Genomic DNA, 17727 nt, shown 5'->3' on the forward strand with positions numbered 1-17727 from the left:
TCCGGAAAGGCCGAAACCCTGAAAGGGTATCAGGCCCGGTCCATTCAGTCCTCCGGGTCGTAGCGGGTGGCGCTGCGGATGCAGCTCCCGTCGAAGCCGCGCCGGGCCAGCATGTCCGCCGCCTTGCGCCGCTGCGCCAGGTCCTGGGGGCCATCGGGGCCGAAACGGCGGCGGACCAGTTCCCGGGCCAGTTCCGCCCAGTCGCCCTCGAAGGTGGCCATCGCGGCCTCGATCCGTTCGCTGTCTAGGCCATGGGTGCCCAGTTCGGCACGGATATGCAGCGGGCCATAACCGCCTCCGGTGCGGTTGCGCACCAGCGCCTCGGCGAACCGGGCGTCGTCCTGCCACCCGTCTTCGGCCAGCCGGGCCACGGCCGCCGCCGCCTCATCGGCGTCGACGCCGCGCGCGATGAGCTTGCGCCCCAGCTCCTTGCGCGAGTGCTCGCGCCGTACCAGCAGCCCAAGGGCGCGCTGCACAGGGGTCTGCTCACGCTGGCGCTTGCGGCGGGTGGGCGGGTCTTCGCGGGTATTCATGCCGACGGGATGCTCCTGCGGCCGTACTGGATCAAACAGCATGCCGGGATTGCCGGCCAGCGTGCGGAGGTGGAATTTCTTCCAGCGGGAAAGAAGATGGCCTGCAAATCGCCGGGGCGCCGGACGGGGTGCAATTCATGCATCAGAAGGCTTACTCATCCCCCGACCTGTTTCGTACTTTGGCCCGCGCCGGGAGGGGGGCTGGGCCATGGCATGGGCTCCATTGGCAATGGAGCCCCAGACAGCCTCCCCGGCAAACACGGGAGCTTCAACCGCAAAGATCCTGACAACCGGAAAATCGCAGGGGCGGACGACGTCACTGACGATGCGCCGCCCGCCCCTGCGGGAAAATCATTCCTCGTCTTCGTCGTTGCCCGCATCGCGGGCGGCGTCGGCAGGCTGGAATTTCTCGCGCAGTTCGGCCTCGAGCCGGGCAGCCACCTGCGGGTTGTCGCGCAGGTAGCCGCGGGCGTTGTCCTTGCCCTGGCCGATGCGCTCGTCGCCGTAGCTGTACCAGGCGCCGGCCTTCTCCACGAGCTTGGCGTCCACGCCCATGTCGATCAGTTCGCCCTCGCGGCTGATGCCTTCGCCATACAGGATCTCGGTGATGACCTGCTTGAACGGAGGCGCCAGCTTGTTCTTGACGACCTTGATCTTGGTCTGGTTGCCGATGATCTCGTCGCCCTTCTTGATCGCGCCGATGCGGCGGATGTCCAGGCGTACCGAGGCGTAGAACTTCAGCGCGTTGCCGCCGGTGGTGGTTTCCGGGCTCTGGCCCGGCATCATCACGCCGATCTTCATGCGCAGCTGGTTGATGAAGACCACCAGCGTGTTGGAGCGCTTGATGTTGCCGGTCAGCTTGCGCAGCGCCTGGCTCATCAGGCGGGCCTGCAGGCCCGGCAGCTGGTCGCCCATCTCGCCTTCGATTTCGGCCTTCGGGGTCAGCGCGGCGACCGAGTCGATCACCAGGATGTCCACCGAGCCCGAGCGCACCAGCATGTCGGCGATTTCCAGCGCCTGCTCGCCAGTATCCGGCTGCGACAGCAGCAGGTCGTCCACGTTCACGCCCAGCTTGGCGGCGTAGATCGGGTCCAGCGCGTGCTCGGCGTCGATGAAGGCGGCGGTGCCGCCCTGCTTCTGGCACTGCGCGATGGCCTGCAGGGTCAGGGTGGTCTTGCCCGAGGACTCGGGACCGTAGATCTCGACCACGCGCCCCTTGGGCAGGCCGCCGATGCCCAAGGCGATGTCCAGCATCAGCGAGCCGGTCGGGATGGCTTCGACGGGTTCGACCACGCGGTCGCCCATGCGCATCACCGAGCCCTTGCCGAACTGCTTTTCGATCTGGCCCAGCGCCGCAGCAAGAGCACGCTTCTTGTTATCGTCCATCGGGGTCTTCCTCGTCGTTGATGTCATGGATTTCGTCATGGGTCCACTGTAGCGGGGCCGTATCGCACAGGCTGAGACTGTTTGCGACGTGGCCAGATTATTGGGATGGGAAGGATACCGGCAGCAGCCCTGCCTCCCATTACCCGTAGGAAAACCTCGCGGCGGCGCTGGGAAACGCCATCGTCACCGGTTGGGACGGAGCAGGCCGCAGTACAGCCCCTCGATGGCGAAATCCTGGTCCGGCAGAACTTCGATGGGGGCGTAGTCGGGATTGCGCGGCAGCAAGCGGATGCGGTCCTTGCCCACCTTGAGCAGCTTCACCGTGATCTCGTCGTCGATGCGCGCCACCACGATCTGCCCGGAGCGCGCATCGCGGGTGCGATGAACGCCGATCAGGTCACCGTCGAAAATGCCCTCGTCGATCATCGAATCGCCCTGCACCTTCAGCAGGTAGTCGGGCGCGGGCGAGAAGAACACCTTGTCCAGCACCACGAAGTCGTCCGATCCCGCCCCGATGTCCGCCCCGATCGGCAGGCCGGCGGCGACCCGCCCCAGCACCGGCAAGCGCAGCACGTGTTCCTCGACCTTCGTGTCCGCCGGCATGACGGCTTCGTCGTCGCCGGCCGGCCGCACCAGGCGGATGCCGCGCGCCCTGCCCGGCACGCGCTCGATGGCGCCGGCAGCCTCCAGGGCATCCAGGTGGTATTGCGCCGAGCGCACCCCCTTGAAGCCGAAGGCACGGGCGATCTCGGTCTGCGACGGCGGCACGCCCTCGCTGTCGATGCGCTCGGCGATCAACTGCAGGATCGCCTGCTGGGTCTGGGTCAGGTCCATGGTTAGTAGTATTACTACTAACTAACATCATCGCAAGTATCTGGGACCGATCAGGCGACCTCTTGGGTCGATTGGCTCATCGGCAGTAACAGAGAGGCCGGGGGGCCGCATCCGGCTCCCCGCATCCGCTGCGGAAAGTAGCCGGCTGGTGACCGGCCCTGCACCGGAATCCCTGCGGAATCCAGCGGCCGGCAAGCGCCTACGGCCGCTTCCCGCTGCGCCAGATCGAGAACAGGATCCACACGCCGCACAGTCCGGCGCCGAGGAAGCCGGCCACGCCCAGCGTCAGCAGCCAGCGGTTGGCGCCGCTGCCGATGCTGTTCATGACGATGGACGAGCCGATGATCAGCGCGGCGGTGACGATGCCAACGGTAAGCCGGTTGGCGGCGCGATTGACCTGGTCGCCGAAGCCTTTCAGCGCCGGGGTGTCCACCATCAGCCGCATGCGCCCGCGGCGGGCCGCCTGCAGCAGGCGGCGCAGGTCGCGCGGCAGGTCGCCGGCCAGGTCCAGCGCGCCCATCAGGCTGCGACGGCTGCGCCGCAGCACCGCGCGCGGCGCGTAGCGGCGGCGCATGATCCGCTCCAGGAAGGGGCGCGCGGCGCCGGCCATGTCGAAATCCGGGTCCAGTTGCCGGCCCATGCCTTCCAGGGTCAGGAAGGTCTTGATCATCAGCGCCAGGTCGGCCGGCAGGGTCAGGCCGTACTGCCGCAGCAGCGCGGTCACGTCGCCCAGCATCAGGCCGATGCGCAGGTCCTTGAGCGGCACGCCGCGGTACTGGTCGACGAAACTGCCCAGGTCCTGCTGCAGGCGCGATTCGTCCACTTCCACGCCGCCGGCCCATTCCAGCAGCACGTCGGTCACCGCTTCCGGATCCTGCGACACCAGCCCGTGCAGCAGCCGCGCGACCTGGAACCGGCGCTGCTCGGACAGGCGCCCGACCATGCCGAAGTCGATGATGCCGATGCGGCCGTCGCGCATGTAGAAGATGTTGCCCGGGTGCGGATCGGCGTGGAAACAGCCGTCGTCGAGCACCATCTTGAGGATGATCGCCGCGCCGGTGTGGGCCAGCGCCACGCGGTCCAGGCCGGCGGCGTCGACGGCGTCCAGGTCGCGCCCGGGAATGCCATCGACGAAGTCCTGCACGTTGAGGCTCTCGCAGGTCCATTGCCAGTGCACGCGCGGGATCAGCACCTCCGCATGGCCGGCGAAGTTGCCGGCGATGCGCTCGGCGTTGCGGCATTCGGCGGCGAAATCCAGTTCGCGGCGCAGCGACTGGGTGAACTGCTGCACCACTTCCGAGGGCCGGTAGCGGCGCAGGTCCGGCAGGCGCGCCTCGATGATCTCGGCCAGCCTTGCCAGCAGGCGCAGGTCGGCCTCGACCACGTCGCGGATGCCGGGCCGGCGGACCTTCAGCACCACCGTGGTGCCGTCGTGCAGCCAGGCGCGGTGCGCCTGCGCCAACGAGGCGGCGGCCATCGGCCGCTCCTCCAGGCGGGCGAAGGCCTGCTCCGGCGGCTCGCCCAGGTCGGCCTCGAGCTGCCCGCGCACCTGCTCGTACGGCAGCGCCGGCACCGCGTTCTGCAGTTCGCTGAACTCGGCGATCCATTCCGGCGGGAACAAGTCCACGCGCGTGGCCAACACCTGTCCCAGCTTGACGAAGGTGGGGCCGAGATCCTCCATCGCGCGCCGCACCCGCACCGGGGCCGACATCTTCAGGATCTGGCCGGGATCGTTCCAGTGCAGCAGGCGCCCGGCGCGCTGCAGCACCTCGGCCATGCCGATGCGGCGGACCACGTCGCCGAAGCCGTAGCGGATCAGGACCGCGGCGATTTCCTGCAGCCGGCCCAGATCGCGCACAGTGCCCAGGGCTTCCCACATCAGCCGCGCCCTCCGCGTCCGCGCTGGCGGCGGGGCGTCACAGCAGGGCCTCCAGCCCCTCCAGCGCGCACGCCACGGTCTGCCGCCGCACCGCGTCGCGGTCGCCGTCGAAATGGAACAGTTCGGCATGGGTGTAGCCGCCGCGCCGCTTCCAGCCGATCCATACCGTGCCGACCGGCTTGTCGGCGCTGCCGCCGCCCGGCCCGGCGATGCCGGTGACCGCGACGGCGACGCTGGCGCCCGAATGCACCAGCGCGCCGGACACCATCTCGATCACCGTCTCGCGGCTCACCGCGCCCTGGCTTTCCAGCGTCTGCGGGCGCACACCCAGCAGCGCCTGCTTGGCCTCGTAGCTGTAGGCCACCATGCCGCTGTCGAACCAGTCCGAGGAGCCGGCCACGCCGGTCATCGCCTTGGCGATCCAGCCGCCGGTGCAGCTCTCGGCGGTAACCACCCGGTCGCGGGCGGCGCGCAGGCGCTCGCCGATGCGGGCGGCGAGCCGCTCCAGTTCGGTGTCGTCGGGAAGGGGCATGTCGGCGTCTGCGCGGAACGGTCACCCGTTGTAACGCAAAAGCGCGCAGCGGCGAAACCGCCGCAGCCGCGCGCCATCGCTCAGCGGCCGCAGCCTTCCAGCTTCAGCGTCTGGCCCGGCTTGAGCGCATAGGCCGGCGCACGCAGGCCGTTGGCGCGCGCCAGGGCCGGCACGTCGCACTGGAAGCGCGCGGCGATGCGGCCGAGCGTGTCGCCCTTGGCGACCTTGTAGCTGCGCGCGGCCGGACGCGGCGCCGGTCGCGCCGGCGCGGCCGGCACGACCGCGGCGGCGGCAACCGCCGACTGCATCGACTGCACGTCGCCCACCGCCACGTTGCCAGTATAGGCCGCGGCCTGCGGCCGCTTGATGGCCGCGTTGAGGTCGGCGGTGATCAGCGCCCGCGCCAGGTCCGCGCGCGGCCCGCTGACGCATTCGCGGTTGTACAGCCCGGCGATGCGGGTGGTCGCGTTGATCGTGGTACCTGCCGGGATCCAGCCATCGGCCTCGTAGCGCGGGTTGAGGTTGCGCAGCACGCGCATGTAGCCGTCGCGGGTACCGGCGCTGCCCAGGCAGATGGTCAGTTCGTAGATCGTGGTGGAGCGGGCCAGGCGGATCGTCGCCGGCTGCGCGTTGACCTTCGGGAACTCGACGCCGTATTGCCGCGGGTGCAGGAAGATCCAGGCCGCGGCGATCACCATCGGCACGTAGTCCTTGGTCTCGCCGGGGAACTGGTTGTAGACCGAATCGGTCCAGAAACCCTGGCCCGCGCTCTGGTTGAACACCCGCAGCGCCCTGCCCTCGCCGCCGTTGTAGGCGGCCAGCGCCAGTTCGATGTTGCGGTTGAGCTGGCCCATGCGCTCGTTCATGTAGGCGGCGCTGGCCTCGGCGGCGCTGCGCGCGTCGAAACGGGTGTCGAAACCGGTGCCATCCGGGCCGAGGCCGAAGCGGCGGCCGGTGGCGGGCATGAACTGCATCAGCCCGGCCGCGCCGGCGCGCGAGGAGGCATGCACGCGGCCGTTGGACTCCTTGGCCAGGATGCCGAACAGCAGGGCCTCGGGCAGGCCGCGCTTCTCCCATTCCGGCCACATCACCGCGCGCAGGTTCATGTAGTTCTCGTAGCTGGTCAGCAGCGCCGGGCGCATGTCGGTCAGCCAGCGGCGGATGCCGGCCTGGATCGCCGGGTTGTATTCGACCATCTCGTCGAAGGCGTGGCGGGGGTCGTTGAGCAGCGCCGCCGCGCGCGCGGCCTCCGGGACGTCGGCGACCAGCGGGCCGACGTGGTCCGGGTCGGCCTCCAGGGTGTCGCCGGCCTCGTCGGCGGCGTCGCCGGCGCTGTCGTCGGCGCGCTTCTTCAGCAGCCGCTTGTAGGTGGCCAGCAGGGTGCCGACCTGGCAGCCCTTCTGGCCGATGCAGGCGTCGATCACGTCCTCCATGTCCTCCAGCGCCGCGTCGCCCTCGGCAGAGCCCTTGGGGTCGGCGTTGGCCACCAGCAGCAGCGCGTCGGTGTAGCGCTTCTCCGCTGCCGCCATGCGCTGCTCGATCGCATCGACCCTGGCCTTGTCGCGGGCGGACACGCGCTGCGCGTAGGCGGAGGGAACGGCGACCAGCAGCGAAACGGCGACCAGCAGCGAGCAACGACGGACGGACGGAACGGAAGCGGGCATCAGCGGCATTACAGGCGGAAAGGCTGGCAGGGTAGCCGCCGGCCTCGCCCGGCGGCAACCGGCGCATGGAGGCGATACAGTCGGCCGTTAGAATCCTTCCCAGTCCCTCCAAGAGCTCCCCATGGATCCCATCCTGATCGGCAAAGGCGTAACCGACGACATCGCCGTCACCCTGCTCCCGCGCTTCGGCAACCGCCACGGGCTGGTGGCCGGCGCCACCGGCACCGGCAAGACGGTGACCCTGATGACCCTGGCCGAGGGTTTCTCGCGGCTGGGCGTGCCGGTGTTCCTGGCCGACGTGAAGGGCGACGTGGCCGGCCTGGCCGTGGCCGGCGACGGCGGCGAGAAGCTGGCCCAGCGCGCCGCCGACATCGGCGTGGCCGACTACGCGCCGGCCGCCAGCCCGGTGGCGTTCTGGGACCTGTACGGCCAGCTCGGCCATCCGGTGCGCACCACGGTCAGCGAGATGGGGCCGACCCTGCTGGCGCGCATCCTCGAGCTCAACGACACCCAGGCCGGCGTGCTCGACATCGTGTTCAAGCTGGCCGACGACCGCGGCCTGCTGCTGCTCGACCTGGACGACCTGCGCGCGCTGCTCAACCTGGTGGCCGAGGAGCGCAAGGACGTGTCCACTGAATACGGCCTGGTCAGCGCGCCGTCGGTGGCGGCGATCCAGCGCGCGCTGCTGCGCCTGTCGCAGGACGGCGGCGAAAAGTTCTTCGGCGAACCGGCGCTGGAACTGGCCGACATCATGCGCGTCAACCACGACGGCCGCGGCGTGATCGGCATCCTCGCCGCCGCGCAGCTGATCCTCAAGCCGCGCCTGTACTCGACCTTCCTGCTGTGGCTGCTGTCCGAGCTGTTCGAGAAGCTGCCGGAAGTGGGCGACCTGGAGAAGCCCAAGCTGGTCTTCATCTTCGACGAGGCGCACCTGCTGTTCGACGACGCCCCGGCCGCGCTGGTGCAGCGCATCGAGCAGGTAGTGCGGCTGATCCGCTCCAAGGGCGTGGGCGTGTACTTCTGCTCGCAGTTCCCCGACGACGTGCCGGCCAACATCCTCGGCCAGCTCGGCAACCGCGTGCAGCACGCGCTGCGCGCCTTCACCCCGCGCGACCAGAAGGCGGTGAAGACCGCGGCCGAGACCTTCGTCCCGAATCCGAAGCTGGACGTGGTCGCCACGCTGTCGCAGCTGGGTACCGGCGAGGCGCTGGTCTCCACCCTGCAGGACAAGGGCATCCCCTCGCCCGTGCAGAAGACGCTGGTGGCGCCGCCGCGCTGCCGCATGGGTTCGATCACCGACGCCGAACGCGCGCAGGTGCGTGCCGGCAGCCCCGTCGGCGCCCGCTACGACACCGCGGTCAACCGCGAATCGGCGGCGGAGATCCTGGCCCGGCGCACGCAGCAGGCCGCCGAGCAGGCCAAGGCCCCGGCCGCGCGCACCCGCGAGCAGGACGAGAGCCAGGAAGGCGGCTTCGGCCAGGCCATCAAGGACGCCATCTTCGGCACCAAACGGCGCCAGGGCATGATCGAGACCATGGCCAAGCAGACCACGCGCACGGTCGGTACCAAGCTGGGCAACCAGATCGTGCGCGGCATCCTCGGCGGCATCTTCGGCGGCAAGCGCTGAGCGCGGCATGCGCGGAGCCGGCCGTTGCCGGCTCCGCGCACCTCCCCCACAATCGCGGCAGCACATCACGGGGGATGTCATGGAAGACCGCAGGCGCAACCGCACCCACACGCAACCGCAGCCGTTCTGGCAGCGGCTGCGCGCCATCACCTTCTATCCGCTGCACGGCCCGGCGCTGTATTCGCTGGTCGCGCTGACGCTGTGCACCCTGCTGGGCCTGCTGCCGGGCATCGGCTGGATCCTCAACCTCGTCACCTGGGTCGCGATCTACCGCTACGCGTTCGAGATCCTGCGCGAAACCGCCAATGGCCGCATGCGCTCGCCCGAGCACACGCTGGGCAGCAGCGACGGCACCGTGGTCCGCCTGCTCGGCCTGATGATCCTGATGGGCCTGTTCGTGGTCGCGGCGGCGGTGTTCCTCGGCCCGGTCGTCGGCCTGGTGGCGCTGGCGGCGGTGGTGTTCCTGCAACCGGGCTGCGTGATTTCGCTGGCGATGGACGGCAGCCTGCGCACCGCAGCCAACCCGGCCACCCCGATCACCCTGGCCGTCCGCATCGGCTGGCCGTATCTGGCCGCGTTCGGGCTGCTGTTCGTCATCCAGGCCAGCGCGCTGACCGCCGGCAAGTGGCTGCACGCGTGGATGCCGCCGGTCGTCGGCGAGCTGGCGTTGACCTTCTTCGCCATCTGGGGGCTGTTCTCGGCGTTCCACCTGCTGGGCTATCTGGTCTACCAGTATCACGTCGAACTCGGCTTCGATCCGGAAGGCGCCGCCGAGCCGCTGTCGCGCCACGAACCGGACCGCGCGCTGCTGGACGAGGCCGAACACTACGTCCGCGAAGGCCATCCGGACGCGGCGATGGACACCCTGCGCGGCGCCATCCGCACCCGCGCGGTGGGCCTGCCCGTGCACGAGCTCTACCAGCGGCTGCTGCTGCGCAGCGGCGCTCCCGACGCGCTGCGCGACCATGGCCGCCAGTACATCAGCCGGTTGCTGATGGAAAATCAGGAACGCACGGCGATGAACGTGCTGCGCGAAACGCTGGAACGCGCCCCGGACTTCACGCCCGCCGAGGCGCAGCAGGCCGAACTGCTGGCCGCGCGCGCCGGCATGGGCGGCCAGTTCCAGCTGCAGGTGGATGCCCTGCGCGCCATGCTGCGGGCCTGGCCGCGCGCCGCGCAGGCGCCGCAATGGGCGCTGCAGGCGGCCATGCTGCTGGGCGAACGCTACAACCGCGACGACGAAGCGCTGCAGCTGCTGGACGAGGCGCTGGCCCGCTGCGATGAGGAGGAACAACGGCGCAGGCTCGATGCCGCGCGCCGTGCCTTGCAGCCCCAGCCGATCCGGGAAACGGCGCGCGATCGGTCGTGAGCGCCGCCGCATGACCGCCGGCAGCGTGCACGCACGACGGGCACGGGAAAGGGCCTAGTCGTTCTCCAGCAGAAACCGCGCCTTTGCCGCCTGGGGCGCCTGCGGATAACGCTGTTCCAGCACGGCCAGCAGGCGTCGCTGTTGTTCGCGGGCGTGTAGTTCGCCGTGGCGCAGCGCCAGCCGCAGCCACGCCTGCGCCGGCTCCCCGCCCGGCTCCGCGGCAACCCGTTCCAGCGCGGCCTCGGCTTCCTGCAGCCATCCCGCCTTGAGGCAGCGTTCGAACAGCAGGCGCGCGGCTTCCGCCGTTGGCGGCATGCCGGCCGCCAGCCCCTTCTTTGCGATCTCCTGCTGCGCGGCCAGGCCGGCGGCGTCGCCCCCGGCATCCAGCCGCAGCAGGTCCAGCGCCCTGGCCTGCATGTCGGCGGGCCTGCCGGCGTTGCAGGCCACCCGGTAACGCGCGACCGCCACGTCCAGCCGGTGCGGCTGTTCGCCGGCGAGTTCGACCAGCAGGCGTTCGGCCGCGGCGTTCTCCAGCCGCCCCATGTGCTGCAGCGCCTGCTCCCAGCGTCCATCGACGGCCGCCGCGCCTGCATCGTCGGCCATGTAATCCCCGCGGACCTGGCGCGTCAGCACCAGCAGGCCGCCCAGCGCCGCACCGGCCATCAACCCGCCGGCGTGGGCATCGAAGCCGATCCCGGCTTCGGCATTGGCCAGCAGGTTGTATACCTCCCAGCCCAGCCACAGCGGCAACAGCCAGATCGCCGGTGCCCGCACGTAATCGAACACCACCCCGAACCAATAGAAGAAACGCACCGGGCGCGTCCCCCAGACCACGCAGAACGCGCCCATCACCGCGGCGATCGCCCCCGACGCGCCCAGCCCGCTGCCGCTCTCTCCCCAGCGCCACCACAGGCTGGCCAGGCTGGCGCCGAACGCGCCCAGCAGGTAGACGCCGAGAAAGCGCCAGCGGCCCAGCGCGCCCTCCAGCAACAGCCCCAGGATCACCAGGAACACCATGTTGCCCAGCAGGTGCATGAAACCGCCATGCAGGAACGCCGAGGACAACATGCGCGCCGGCGACCATTCGGAACTGCGCATGACGTGGCGCAGGGTGAACACCTCGTCCAGCCGTGCCTGGTACGGCCGGCGCAATGCCTGCCAGGCGCCATGCTGCTGCGCCGATTCGAACAGCCGCCCTTCCTCCAGCGCGGCAAGGAACGCCACGTCGCCCAGGGTGGACATGCCCACGAAGCCGGCGCGCTGCGCTTCCGGCACCGCTTCGAGGTTTGCCAGCGCATCGCGCCGCGTGGTCAGCCGCAGGTGCTTCTCATAGGCCGGCACTTCGTACTCGCCCAGCCCCGATTGCCGGTACCACGCCTGCGCCGCCTCGATCCTGCGTTCGTCGCCCAGCTGCCAGCCGAAGTAGACCATCACGTTGGCCACGACCAGCAGCACCGTCACCAGCGGCAGCGTCGCCAGGTTGAGCGGCTTGTGCAGCGGCAGGATCAGCATCGTCGGGCATCCGTGTCGAGCGCCGCAGCTTCAGCCATCGGTTGGCCCGGCGCAAGCGTCCACGGCTACCATGCGTCCCTTCTTTCCGATGTTCCACCGCGATGAGCCGCTGGCGTCCCCCCGCAGAAAAGAGCACCGCCCTGATCACCGCGCAGGGCCACGCACGGCTGAAGGCCGAACTGGACGAACTGTGGCGGCAGCGCCGGCCCGAAGTGGTCAAGGCACTGGCGGCCGCCGCGGCCGAAGGCGACCGTTCGGAAAACGCCGAGTACACCTACCGCAAGAAGCAGCTGGGCGAGATCGACCGACGCGTGCGCTACCTGAGCAAGCGCCTGGAGGTGCTGCGCGTGGTGGACACCCGCCCGAGCGACCCGGATGCGGTGTTCTTCGGCGCGACGGTGGAACTGGAGAACGTCCAGTCCGGCCAGACCCACGTCTACCGCATCGTCGGCCCGGACGAGACCGACGCGACGGCCGGCTGGATCAGCATCGACTCGCCGCTGGCCCGCGCCCTGCTGAAGAAACGCATCGACGACGCGTTCGACGTGGAACTGCCCAGCGGGAAACAGGGCTTCGCCATCGTCGCCATCGACTACGCGGCCGGCCCGCAGGATCCGTCGGGCGCCGATGCCTGAGCGTCCGCCGCGCCTTGGTCGCGGCGACGATCCGCGCACCCGGCACATACGCCAGCGCATGCGATCAGCCCGCCCGCATCGTGGAATCAAGCCACTAGCCAGCGCCGTCCGGAACATACCCGGACGTATTTGACGCGCCTTCGCCGGCCTGTGTATTGCTCTGCGGTTGCCCATGTCACGGAAGAAGCATGCACGCGCCCGACACCATCGCCCCCGCCCTCGAACAAGACGTCGCCAGCCAACGCCGGCAGGCGCGTACCGGCATCGTCATCGACGCCTCGTGCGACGTGTCGGCCGATTTCATCGCCCATCCCGACGCGGCGGTGATTCCCATCCCGATCCGCATCGGCCCGGTCACCTATGTCGACCAGCACGACGCCGACGCGACCAGCCGCTACATGCGCGAGAACGCCAACGGCGAGGGCGTGTCCGGCCAGTCGATCCCGCTGGACGCGGCGCAGATGAGCGCGTTCTTCCTCGAGCGCTTCGCGCTGGAATACGACTCGGTGTTCTGCCTGACGATCACCGCCAGCCGCAGCCCGATCCACGATGCCGCCCGCCACGGCAGTACCCTGGCGATGAACGCCATCCGTGCCGCGCGCCAGGCCTCGGGCATCACCCGGCCGTTCCAGTTCCGGGTCATCGACACCCGCAACATGTTCGCCGGCTCCGGCGTCCCGGCCATGGCCTTGATGGACATGCTGCGCGCGCAGGTGCCGCCCAAGGACATCCGCGATCCCCTGCAGCGCATCATCGACACCACCCACACCTATTACGTCCCGGACAACCTGGGCTACGCGCGCACCCGTTCGCGCGTGCGCGGCGACCGCAGCATCAAGCTGCTCAACGTGCTGCTCGGCAGCGCGCTGGACATCAAGCCGATCATCCTCGGCCGCAACGGCGACACCCATCCGGTCGCACGCTTCCGTGGCCGCGACGAAGCCTGGAGCCGCCTGTTCGCCCACGCCGGAACACGGGTGCGGCGTGGGCTGCATGCCCCGCACCTGGTCGTTTCCTACGCAGGTCCAGTGCAGGAAGTGCTGCAGCTCGAGGCGCTCGCCCAGTTGCGCCATACCTGCGAGGCGGAAGGCGTGCGCCTGCACGTGCTGCCGATGAGCATCACCGGGATGATGAACATCGGCCCCGGCGGGCTCACCCTGGCCTTCGCCGGCGAGCCGCAGAACGACCGTTTCTGAAGCCGGCCGCAGGAGCGCATCGTAGGAGCGCCTGTAGGAGCGCACTTCAGTGCGCGACGGGCTTTACCGGGAAGGCCTCATCGCGCACTGAAGTGCGCTCCTACAGGTGCCCCTACATGCGCTCCTGCGCTTCATGCAGCGGCGGCGGATACCGGCGGCCTGCGCGCAGCGGCCGGAAGTAGTCGGCCCGCGCGTGGAAGGCGGCGTCCTGCCGCGGGTGCCAGCCCGGCACGCCGGCCAGCGGCAGCGGCCGCAGCTGCAGCGGGTCGTCGAGGATTTCGCCGGCCGCCATCGCTTCGGCCACGCGCGCCACGCAGGCTGCGTCGTCCCCGCCCTGCGCCACCACGCACCGCCCGACCAGCAGGCGCCCGGGCGCCAGCGCCTGCTCCATCAACGCGTGCCCGATCACCGCGGCAACGGCGATGCCGCCGTCCTGCCAGCGCGACGCGTGCGTAGCGAACAGTTCGTACCAGCGATGGCCGTCCCACAGTGGCAGCAGGGCCGGATCGGCGATGCGCACGATCACCCCGCATTCGTCGAACTGGGTCAGCGCCTGCTGCGCGCGGTTGCGCCGCTGCGGCCCCAACGCGGCGATGTGCAGGCACTGGCGCGTGTTGAGCGCCAACTTGATCGCCGGATGGCGCGCCCAGACCAGCGCATTGAACAGGTCGTGCCAGTTCTCCATGCGGGTGGCGATATGGCCATGCGTGGCGATGCGCGTCTCGTAATGCAGGCCATCGGCGAGCAGCGCCGCATCCTGCGCGACGAAGCGCCGCCCCGGCAGCGGCAGCGCCGTGTTGAGCGCGTCGATGCCGGGCCACGCCGCCGAGGTCAGCAGCGCCCGGTGCCCGGCATAGGCCTCGAACAGCGGATGCCGGAAACATGCCGGATCGACCTGCGCCCGCGGCGGCGCGACGAAGCGGCGCCGACCGGATGCGGCATCGGCACCGGCATCGTCCGGCGCGGCGCGGCCGTCCCTGTCGCCCGGCTGGCCGGTCACAGCACCTTGAGATCGAACGGCCTGGCGGCCTGCGTGACGAGGGCATCGCCGAACAGGTCGTGCTCGTCGCTGTCGGTGATCTCCACATCGACGAAATCGCCCACGCGCAGCCCGGCCTCGGCGGCGTTCTGCACATGCACCAGGCCGTCGATTTCCGGCGCATCGGCCTTGGAGCGCGCCACCGCGATGCCGTCCTCGATGGCATCCACCAGGCACTGCTGCACGCTGCCGATCTTCGCTTCGAGCTTGGCTGCGGAAATGGCGGCCTGCTTCTCCATGAAGCGCGCCAGGCGCTCCTGCTTCACTTCTTCCGGCACCGGATCGGGCAGGTCGTTGGCGGTGGCGCCGTCCACCGGCGAATAGGCGAACGCGCCGACGCGGTCGAGCTGGGCGGCGTCGAGGAAATCGAGCAGCTGCTCGAACTCGGCCTCGGTCTCGCCCGGGAAGCCGACGATGAAGGTCGAGCGCACGGTGATGTCCGGGCTGATCTGCCGCCAGCGCAACACGCGCTCCAGGGTCTTGTCGACCGCGCCCGGGCGCTTCATCAGCTTGAGGATGCGTGGGCTGGCGTGCTGGAACGGGATGTCCAGGTACGGCAGGATCCGGCCCTGCGCCATCAGCGGCACCACGTCGTCCACGTGGGGATAGGGGTAGACGTAGTGCAGGCGGGTCCATGCGTCCAGTTCGGACAGGCCCTCGCACAGCGCCTTCATACGGGTCGCGTATTCCTTGCCGCGCCAGGTCCCCGGCGCATACTTCCGGTCCACGCCGTAGGCCGAGGTGTCCTGCGACACCACCAGCAGTTCGCGCACGCCGCCCTTCACCAGGCGCTCGGCCTCGCGCAGCACGTCCTCGACCGGGCGCGACACCAGGTCGCCGCGCATCGACGGGATGATGCAGAAGCTGCAGCGATGGTTGCAGCCTTCGGAGATCTTCAGGTAGGCGTAGTGGCGCGGGGTCAGCTTGATGCCGTAGTCCGGCACCAGGTCGACGAACGGATCGTGCTTCGGCGGCAGCGCGGCGTGCACCGCGTCCATCACGCTGGTGTAGTCCTGCGGCCCGGACACCGACAGCACGTCCGGGTACTGCTCGCGGATCATCTCCGACTTCTTGCCCAGGCAACCGGTGACGATGACCTTCCCGTTCTCGTTCATCGCCTCGCCGATGGCGTCCAGCGATTCGGCCACGGCCGAGTCGATGAAGCCGCAGGTGTTGACCACCACCACGTCGGCCGAGTCGTAGGACGGCACAATGTCGTAGCCCTCCACCCGCAGCTGGGTGAGGATGCGCTCGGAATCGACGAGGGCCTTCGGGCAGCCAAGGCTGACGAAGCCGACTTTGGGGTTCAGCTGGGACATGGGGTCTGCGGTTCTGGGGGCCGGGGATCGGAATGACCTGGGGCCGGAAGCGCGGCGATTATACCGGGCCGGCCATGAACTCCTCGCCCCGCCTCGGTTCCCCCGCCCCTGTAGGAGCGACTTCAGTCGCGATGGGGCTTTCCCCGTGAAGGGATCGTCGGAAAAGCCCCATCGCGACTGAAGTCGCTCCTACGGAAGGGGTGCGCCACGCGTGCCGGGCGCGATAATCCCGGCACACCCCCTTGGAGTCCCGCCATGTCCCAGTGGATCACCCTCGACACCGCCCACGGCCCGGTACGCGCCTGGCAGGCCCTGCCCGATGGCCCCGCGCGCGCCGCGCTGGTGGTGATACAGGAAATCTTCGGGGCCAACGCCCACATCCGCCGCGTCGCCGACCAGTACGCCGCCGACGGCTATGCGGTGCTGGCGCCGGCGTTCTTCGACCCGCTCGAACCGGGGCTGGAGCTGGACTACGACGCCGCCGGCACCGCCCGCGGCAAGGCGCTGGTGGACGAGCTGGGCGTGGACCGCGCGGTGGACATCGTGGACGCCGCCGCCCGCGCACTGGCCGGCCATGGCAGGGTCGGCACCGTGGGCTATTGCTGGGGCGGCACCATCGCCATGCTCGCCGCGCAGCGGTTGGGCCTGCCCTCGGCCAGCTACTACGGCGCGCGCAACGTGCCGTTCCTGGACATCCCGTTCAAGGCCCCGGCGATCTTCCATTTCGGCGCGCAGGACCCCTCGATCCCCGCGGCCGCCGTTGCAGCGCATCGTGAAAAGCAACCATCGATGCAGGTATACGTGTACCCCGCCGACCACGCCTTCAACCGCGAGGTCGGCGCGCACTACCACGCTCCGAGCGCCGCACTGGCGCGCGAACGCACCTTGGCCTTCTTCAGCGAGACCCTGCGATGACCGAAGTTGTGACGTCCGATTTCGAGCTTGACACCCGCCTTGCCGCCGACAGCGTCCTGATCGCCGACGGCCCGCTGTCCCAGATCCGCCTGATGAACGACGACCGCTTTCCGTGGGTCGTGCTGGTCCCGCGCGTTCCCGGCGCCAGCGAGTGGATCGACCTGGACGGGAACCAGCAGCGCCTGCTGCTGGCCGAGATCAACCAGATCTCCCGCCACCTGAAGCAGAAACCCAACGTCACCAAGCTCAACATCGGCGCGCTGGGCAACATCGTGCCGCAGCTGCACATCCACCTGGTCGGCCGCCACGAAGGCGATGCCGCCTGGCCCGGCCCGGTCTGGGGCAGCGGTCCGGCGCAGCGCTTCGACCCGGCCGTGCTGGCCGAGCGTGTCGAAATCTGGCGCCAGCGGCTACGATAGCCGCCACCTCAACCAAGGACCTGCAAGTCGATGCGCTCCAATCTGATCGCCGCCCTGATCCTGATCGTCGTCGGCCTGTTCTTCCTGGCCAAGAACCTGGGCTGGATCAACGGCAACATCGGCTCGATGCTGGCCACGTGGTGGCCGGCCATCCTGGTGGCCGTGGGCATCGGCATGCTATTCGGGCGCGGCAAGTAACCCCAACCGCCGCTGGAAACGAAAAGGGCGCGGATTCCGCGCCCTTTTCATTGCTGCGACCGCAGCGGCGGCTCAGGTGCGCGGCAGGGTCACGCCGGTCTGGCCCTGGTACTTGCCACCGCGGTCGCGGTAGGAAGTCTCGCAGACGTCGTCCTTGTCGGCCTGGAAGAACAGCATCTGCGCCACGCCCTCGTTGGCGTAGATGCGCGCCGGCAGCGGCGTGGTGTTGGAGAACTCCAGCGTCACGTGGCCCTCCCATTCCGGCTCCAGCGGCGTCACGTTGACGATGATGCCGCAGCGCGCGTAGGTGCTCTTGCCCAGGCACACCACCAGCGTGTCGCGCGGGATGCGGAAGTACTCCACCGTGCGCGCCAGCGCGAAGGAATTCGGCGGGATGATGCACTCGTCGGCCTCGATGTCGACGAAGCTCTTCGGATCGAAGTGCTTGGGATCGACGATGGTCGAGTTGATGTTGGTGAACACCTTGAACTCGCGCGAGCAGCGCACGTCGTAACCGTAGCTGGACGTGCCGTAGCTGACGATGCGCTGGCCCGCGACCTGCTTGATTTGCCCGGCCTCGTACGGCTCGATCATGCCGTGCTGCTCGGACATGCGGCGGATCCAGCGGTCGCTCTTGATGCTCATTCGGGGTCCTGACGGATCGGGTGGA

At 69.5% G+C, this 17727-nt stretch carries 17 protein-coding genes; 7 read left to right on the plus strand and 10 right to left on the minus strand.

Features of this window, described 5'->3' with window-relative positions; genetic code table 11:
* Window positions 1-44 precede the first annotated feature (44 nt).
* The 6 genes from recX to CQ393_RS09100 form a co-directional block, all read right to left on the minus strand.
* Window positions 45-533 (minus strand): recombination regulator RecX, encoded by a 489-nt coding sequence (gene recX, locus CQ393_RS09075; RefSeq protein WP_153191238.1) that lies wholly within the window; start codon window positions 531-533, stop codon window positions 45-47.
* 351 nt (window positions 534-884) lie between these two features.
* Window positions 885-1919, minus strand: coding sequence for a recombinase RecA (gene recA / locus CQ393_RS09080; protein ID WP_153191239.1), 1035 nt, complete (start codon window positions 1917-1919; stop codon window positions 885-887).
* 183 nt (window positions 1920-2102) lie between these two features.
* Window positions 2103-2753, minus strand: a complete 651-nt coding sequence (lexA, locus tag CQ393_RS09085) for a transcriptional repressor LexA (protein WP_153191240.1) — start codon at window positions 2751-2753, stop codon at window positions 2103-2105.
* Window positions 2754-2952: 199 nt separating this feature from the next.
* On the minus strand, window positions 2953-4632 hold the full coding sequence (gene ubiB / locus CQ393_RS09090) for a 2-polyprenylphenol 6-hydroxylase (RefSeq protein ID WP_153191241.1): 1680 nt from the start codon (window positions 4630-4632) through the stop codon (window positions 2953-2955).
* A 37-nt stretch (window positions 4633-4669) separates the two neighbouring features.
* Window positions 4670-5164, minus strand: a complete 495-nt coding sequence (locus tag CQ393_RS09095) for a CinA family protein (protein ID WP_153191242.1) — start codon at window positions 5162-5164, stop codon at window positions 4670-4672.
* 80 nt (window positions 5165-5244) lie between these two features.
* Entirely contained in the window at window positions 5245-6828 is a 1584-nt protein-coding gene (locus tag CQ393_RS09100) for a transglycosylase SLT domain-containing protein (protein ID WP_153191243.1), read from the minus strand.
* Window positions 6829-6949: 121 nt separating this feature from the next.
* Here CQ393_RS09100 and CQ393_RS09105 point away from each other — a divergent pair, with 121 nt between their 5' ends.
* Both CQ393_RS09105 and CQ393_RS09110 read left to right on the plus strand, forming a co-directional pair.
* On the plus strand, window positions 6950-8455 hold the full coding sequence (locus CQ393_RS09105) for a helicase HerA-like domain-containing protein (protein ID WP_153191244.1): 1506 nt from the start codon (window positions 6950-6952) through the stop codon (window positions 8453-8455).
* Window positions 8456-8534: 79 nt separating this feature from the next.
* Window positions 8535-9824: a hypothetical protein gene (locus CQ393_RS09110; RefSeq protein ID WP_153191245.1), complete on the plus strand. Its 1290-nt coding sequence runs from the start codon at window positions 8535-8537 to the stop codon at window positions 9822-9824.
* 54 nt (window positions 9825-9878) lie between these two features.
* Here CQ393_RS09110 and CQ393_RS09115 read toward each other — a convergent pair whose 3' ends face one another.
* Complete coding sequence (locus tag CQ393_RS09115) at window positions 9879-11336, minus strand: rhomboid family intramembrane serine protease (RefSeq protein WP_153191246.1); 1458 nt, start codon at window positions 11334-11336, stop codon at window positions 9879-9881.
* A gap of 101 nt (window positions 11337-11437) precedes the next feature.
* Between CQ393_RS09115 and greB the strand changes: the two genes are divergently transcribed.
* Window positions 11438-11971 carry a transcription elongation factor GreB gene (gene greB / locus CQ393_RS09120; RefSeq protein WP_153191247.1) on the plus strand — a complete coding sequence of 178 codons (534 nt, stop codon included), beginning with the start codon at window positions 11438-11440 and terminating at the stop codon, window positions 11969-11971.
* Between the two features lie 188 nt (window positions 11972-12159).
* Window positions 12160-13167: a DegV family protein gene (locus tag CQ393_RS09125; RefSeq protein ID WP_153191248.1), complete on the plus strand. Its 1008-nt coding sequence runs from the start codon at window positions 12160-12162 to the stop codon at window positions 13165-13167.
* Window positions 13168-13279: 112 nt separating this feature from the next.
* Here CQ393_RS09125 and CQ393_RS09130 read toward each other — a convergent pair whose 3' ends face one another.
* Window positions 13280-14167 (minus strand): DUF3025 domain-containing protein, encoded by an 888-nt coding sequence (locus CQ393_RS09130; protein ID WP_343199905.1) that lies wholly within the window; start codon window positions 14165-14167, stop codon window positions 13280-13282.
* Window positions 14164-15525, minus strand: a complete 1362-nt coding sequence (gene rimO / locus CQ393_RS09135; protein WP_153191249.1) for a 30S ribosomal protein S12 methylthiotransferase RimO — start codon at window positions 15523-15525, stop codon at window positions 14164-14166. Before rimO ends, CQ393_RS09130 begins: the two co-directional genes overlap by 4 nt.
* Window positions 15526-15780: 255 nt before the next feature.
* Here rimO and CQ393_RS09140 point away from each other — a divergent pair, with 255 nt between their 5' ends.
* From CQ393_RS09140 to CQ393_RS18055, 3 genes are read left to right on the plus strand one after another with little or no spacing between them, the layout of a single operon-like run.
* Complete coding sequence (locus CQ393_RS09140) at window positions 15781-16440, plus strand: dienelactone hydrolase family protein (protein ID WP_153191250.1); 660 nt, start codon at window positions 15781-15783, stop codon at window positions 16438-16440.
* Window positions 16437-16859: an HIT family protein gene (locus CQ393_RS09145; RefSeq protein ID WP_153191251.1), complete on the plus strand. Its 423-nt coding sequence runs from the start codon at window positions 16437-16439 to the stop codon at window positions 16857-16859. Before CQ393_RS09140 ends, CQ393_RS09145 begins: the two co-directional genes overlap by 4 nt.
* A gap of 30 nt (window positions 16860-16889) precedes the next feature.
* Window positions 16890-17057, plus strand: coding sequence for a DUF5668 domain-containing protein (locus tag CQ393_RS18055; protein ID WP_162838910.1), 168 nt, complete (start codon window positions 16890-16892; stop codon window positions 17055-17057).
* A 72-nt stretch (window positions 17058-17129) separates the two neighbouring features.
* Here CQ393_RS18055 and dcd read toward each other — a convergent pair whose 3' ends face one another.
* Entirely contained in the window at window positions 17130-17702 is a 573-nt protein-coding gene (gene dcd / locus CQ393_RS09150) for a dCTP deaminase (RefSeq protein WP_153191252.1), read from the minus strand.
* Window positions 17703-17727: the final 25 nt, after the last annotated feature.

This window comes from Stenotrophomonas sp. MYb238, from assembly GCF_009496535.1.
GTDB lineage: Bacteria > Pseudomonadota > Gammaproteobacteria > Xanthomonadales > Xanthomonadaceae > Stenotrophomonas.

Excerpts from the sequence above, each read along its gene's own strand:
- greB (WP_153191247.1), top strand. The coding sequence starts at position 11,438 with ATGAGCCGCTGGCGTCCCCCCGCAGAAAAGAGCACCGCCCTGATCACC.
- ubiB (WP_153191241.1), bottom strand. The coding sequence starts at position 4,632 with ATGTGGGAAGCCCTGGGCACTGTGCGCGATCTGGGCCGGCTGCAGGAA.
- CQ393_RS09115 (WP_153191246.1), bottom strand. The coding sequence starts at position 11,336 with ATGCTGATCCTGCCGCTGCACAAGCCGCTCAACCTGGCGACGCTGCCG.
- CQ393_RS09095 (WP_153191242.1), bottom strand. The coding sequence starts at position 5,164 with ATGCCCCTTCCCGACGACACCGAACTGGAGCGGCTCGCCGCCCGCATC.
- CQ393_RS09145 (WP_153191251.1), top strand. The coding sequence starts at position 16,437 with ATGACCGAAGTTGTGACGTCCGATTTCGAGCTTGACACCCGCCTTGCC.
- CQ393_RS09105 (WP_153191244.1), top strand. The coding sequence starts at position 6,950 with ATGGATCCCATCCTGATCGGCAAAGGCGTAACCGACGACATCGCCGTC.
- CQ393_RS09100 (WP_153191243.1), bottom strand. The coding sequence starts at position 6,828 with ATGCCCGCTTCCGTTCCGTCCGTCCGTCGTTGCTCGCTGCTGGTCGCC.
- rimO (WP_153191249.1), bottom strand. The coding sequence starts at position 15,525 with ATGTCCCAGCTGAACCCCAAAGTCGGCTTCGTCAGCCTTGGCTGCCCG.
- CQ393_RS09110 (WP_153191245.1), top strand. The coding sequence starts at position 8,535 with ATGGAAGACCGCAGGCGCAACCGCACCCACACGCAACCGCAGCCGTTC.
- CQ393_RS18055 (WP_162838910.1), top strand. The coding sequence starts at position 16,890 with ATGCGCTCCAATCTGATCGCCGCCCTGATCCTGATCGTCGTCGGCCTG.
- recA (WP_153191239.1), bottom strand. The coding sequence starts at position 1,919 with ATGGACGATAACAAGAAGCGTGCTCTTGCTGCGGCGCTGGGCCAGATC.
- lexA (WP_153191240.1), bottom strand. The coding sequence starts at position 2,753 with ATGGACCTGACCCAGACCCAGCAGGCGATCCTGCAGTTGATCGCCGAG.
- recX (WP_153191238.1), bottom strand. The coding sequence starts at position 533 with ATGAATACCCGCGAAGACCCGCCCACCCGCCGCAAGCGCCAGCGTGAG.
- CQ393_RS09140 (WP_153191250.1), top strand. The coding sequence starts at position 15,781 with ATGTCCCAGTGGATCACCCTCGACACCGCCCACGGCCCGGTACGCGCC.
- dcd (WP_153191252.1), bottom strand. The coding sequence starts at position 17,702 with ATGAGCATCAAGAGCGACCGCTGGATCCGCCGCATGTCCGAGCAGCAC.
- CQ393_RS09125 (WP_153191248.1), top strand. The coding sequence starts at position 12,160 with ATGCACGCGCCCGACACCATCGCCCCCGCCCTCGAACAAGACGTCGCC.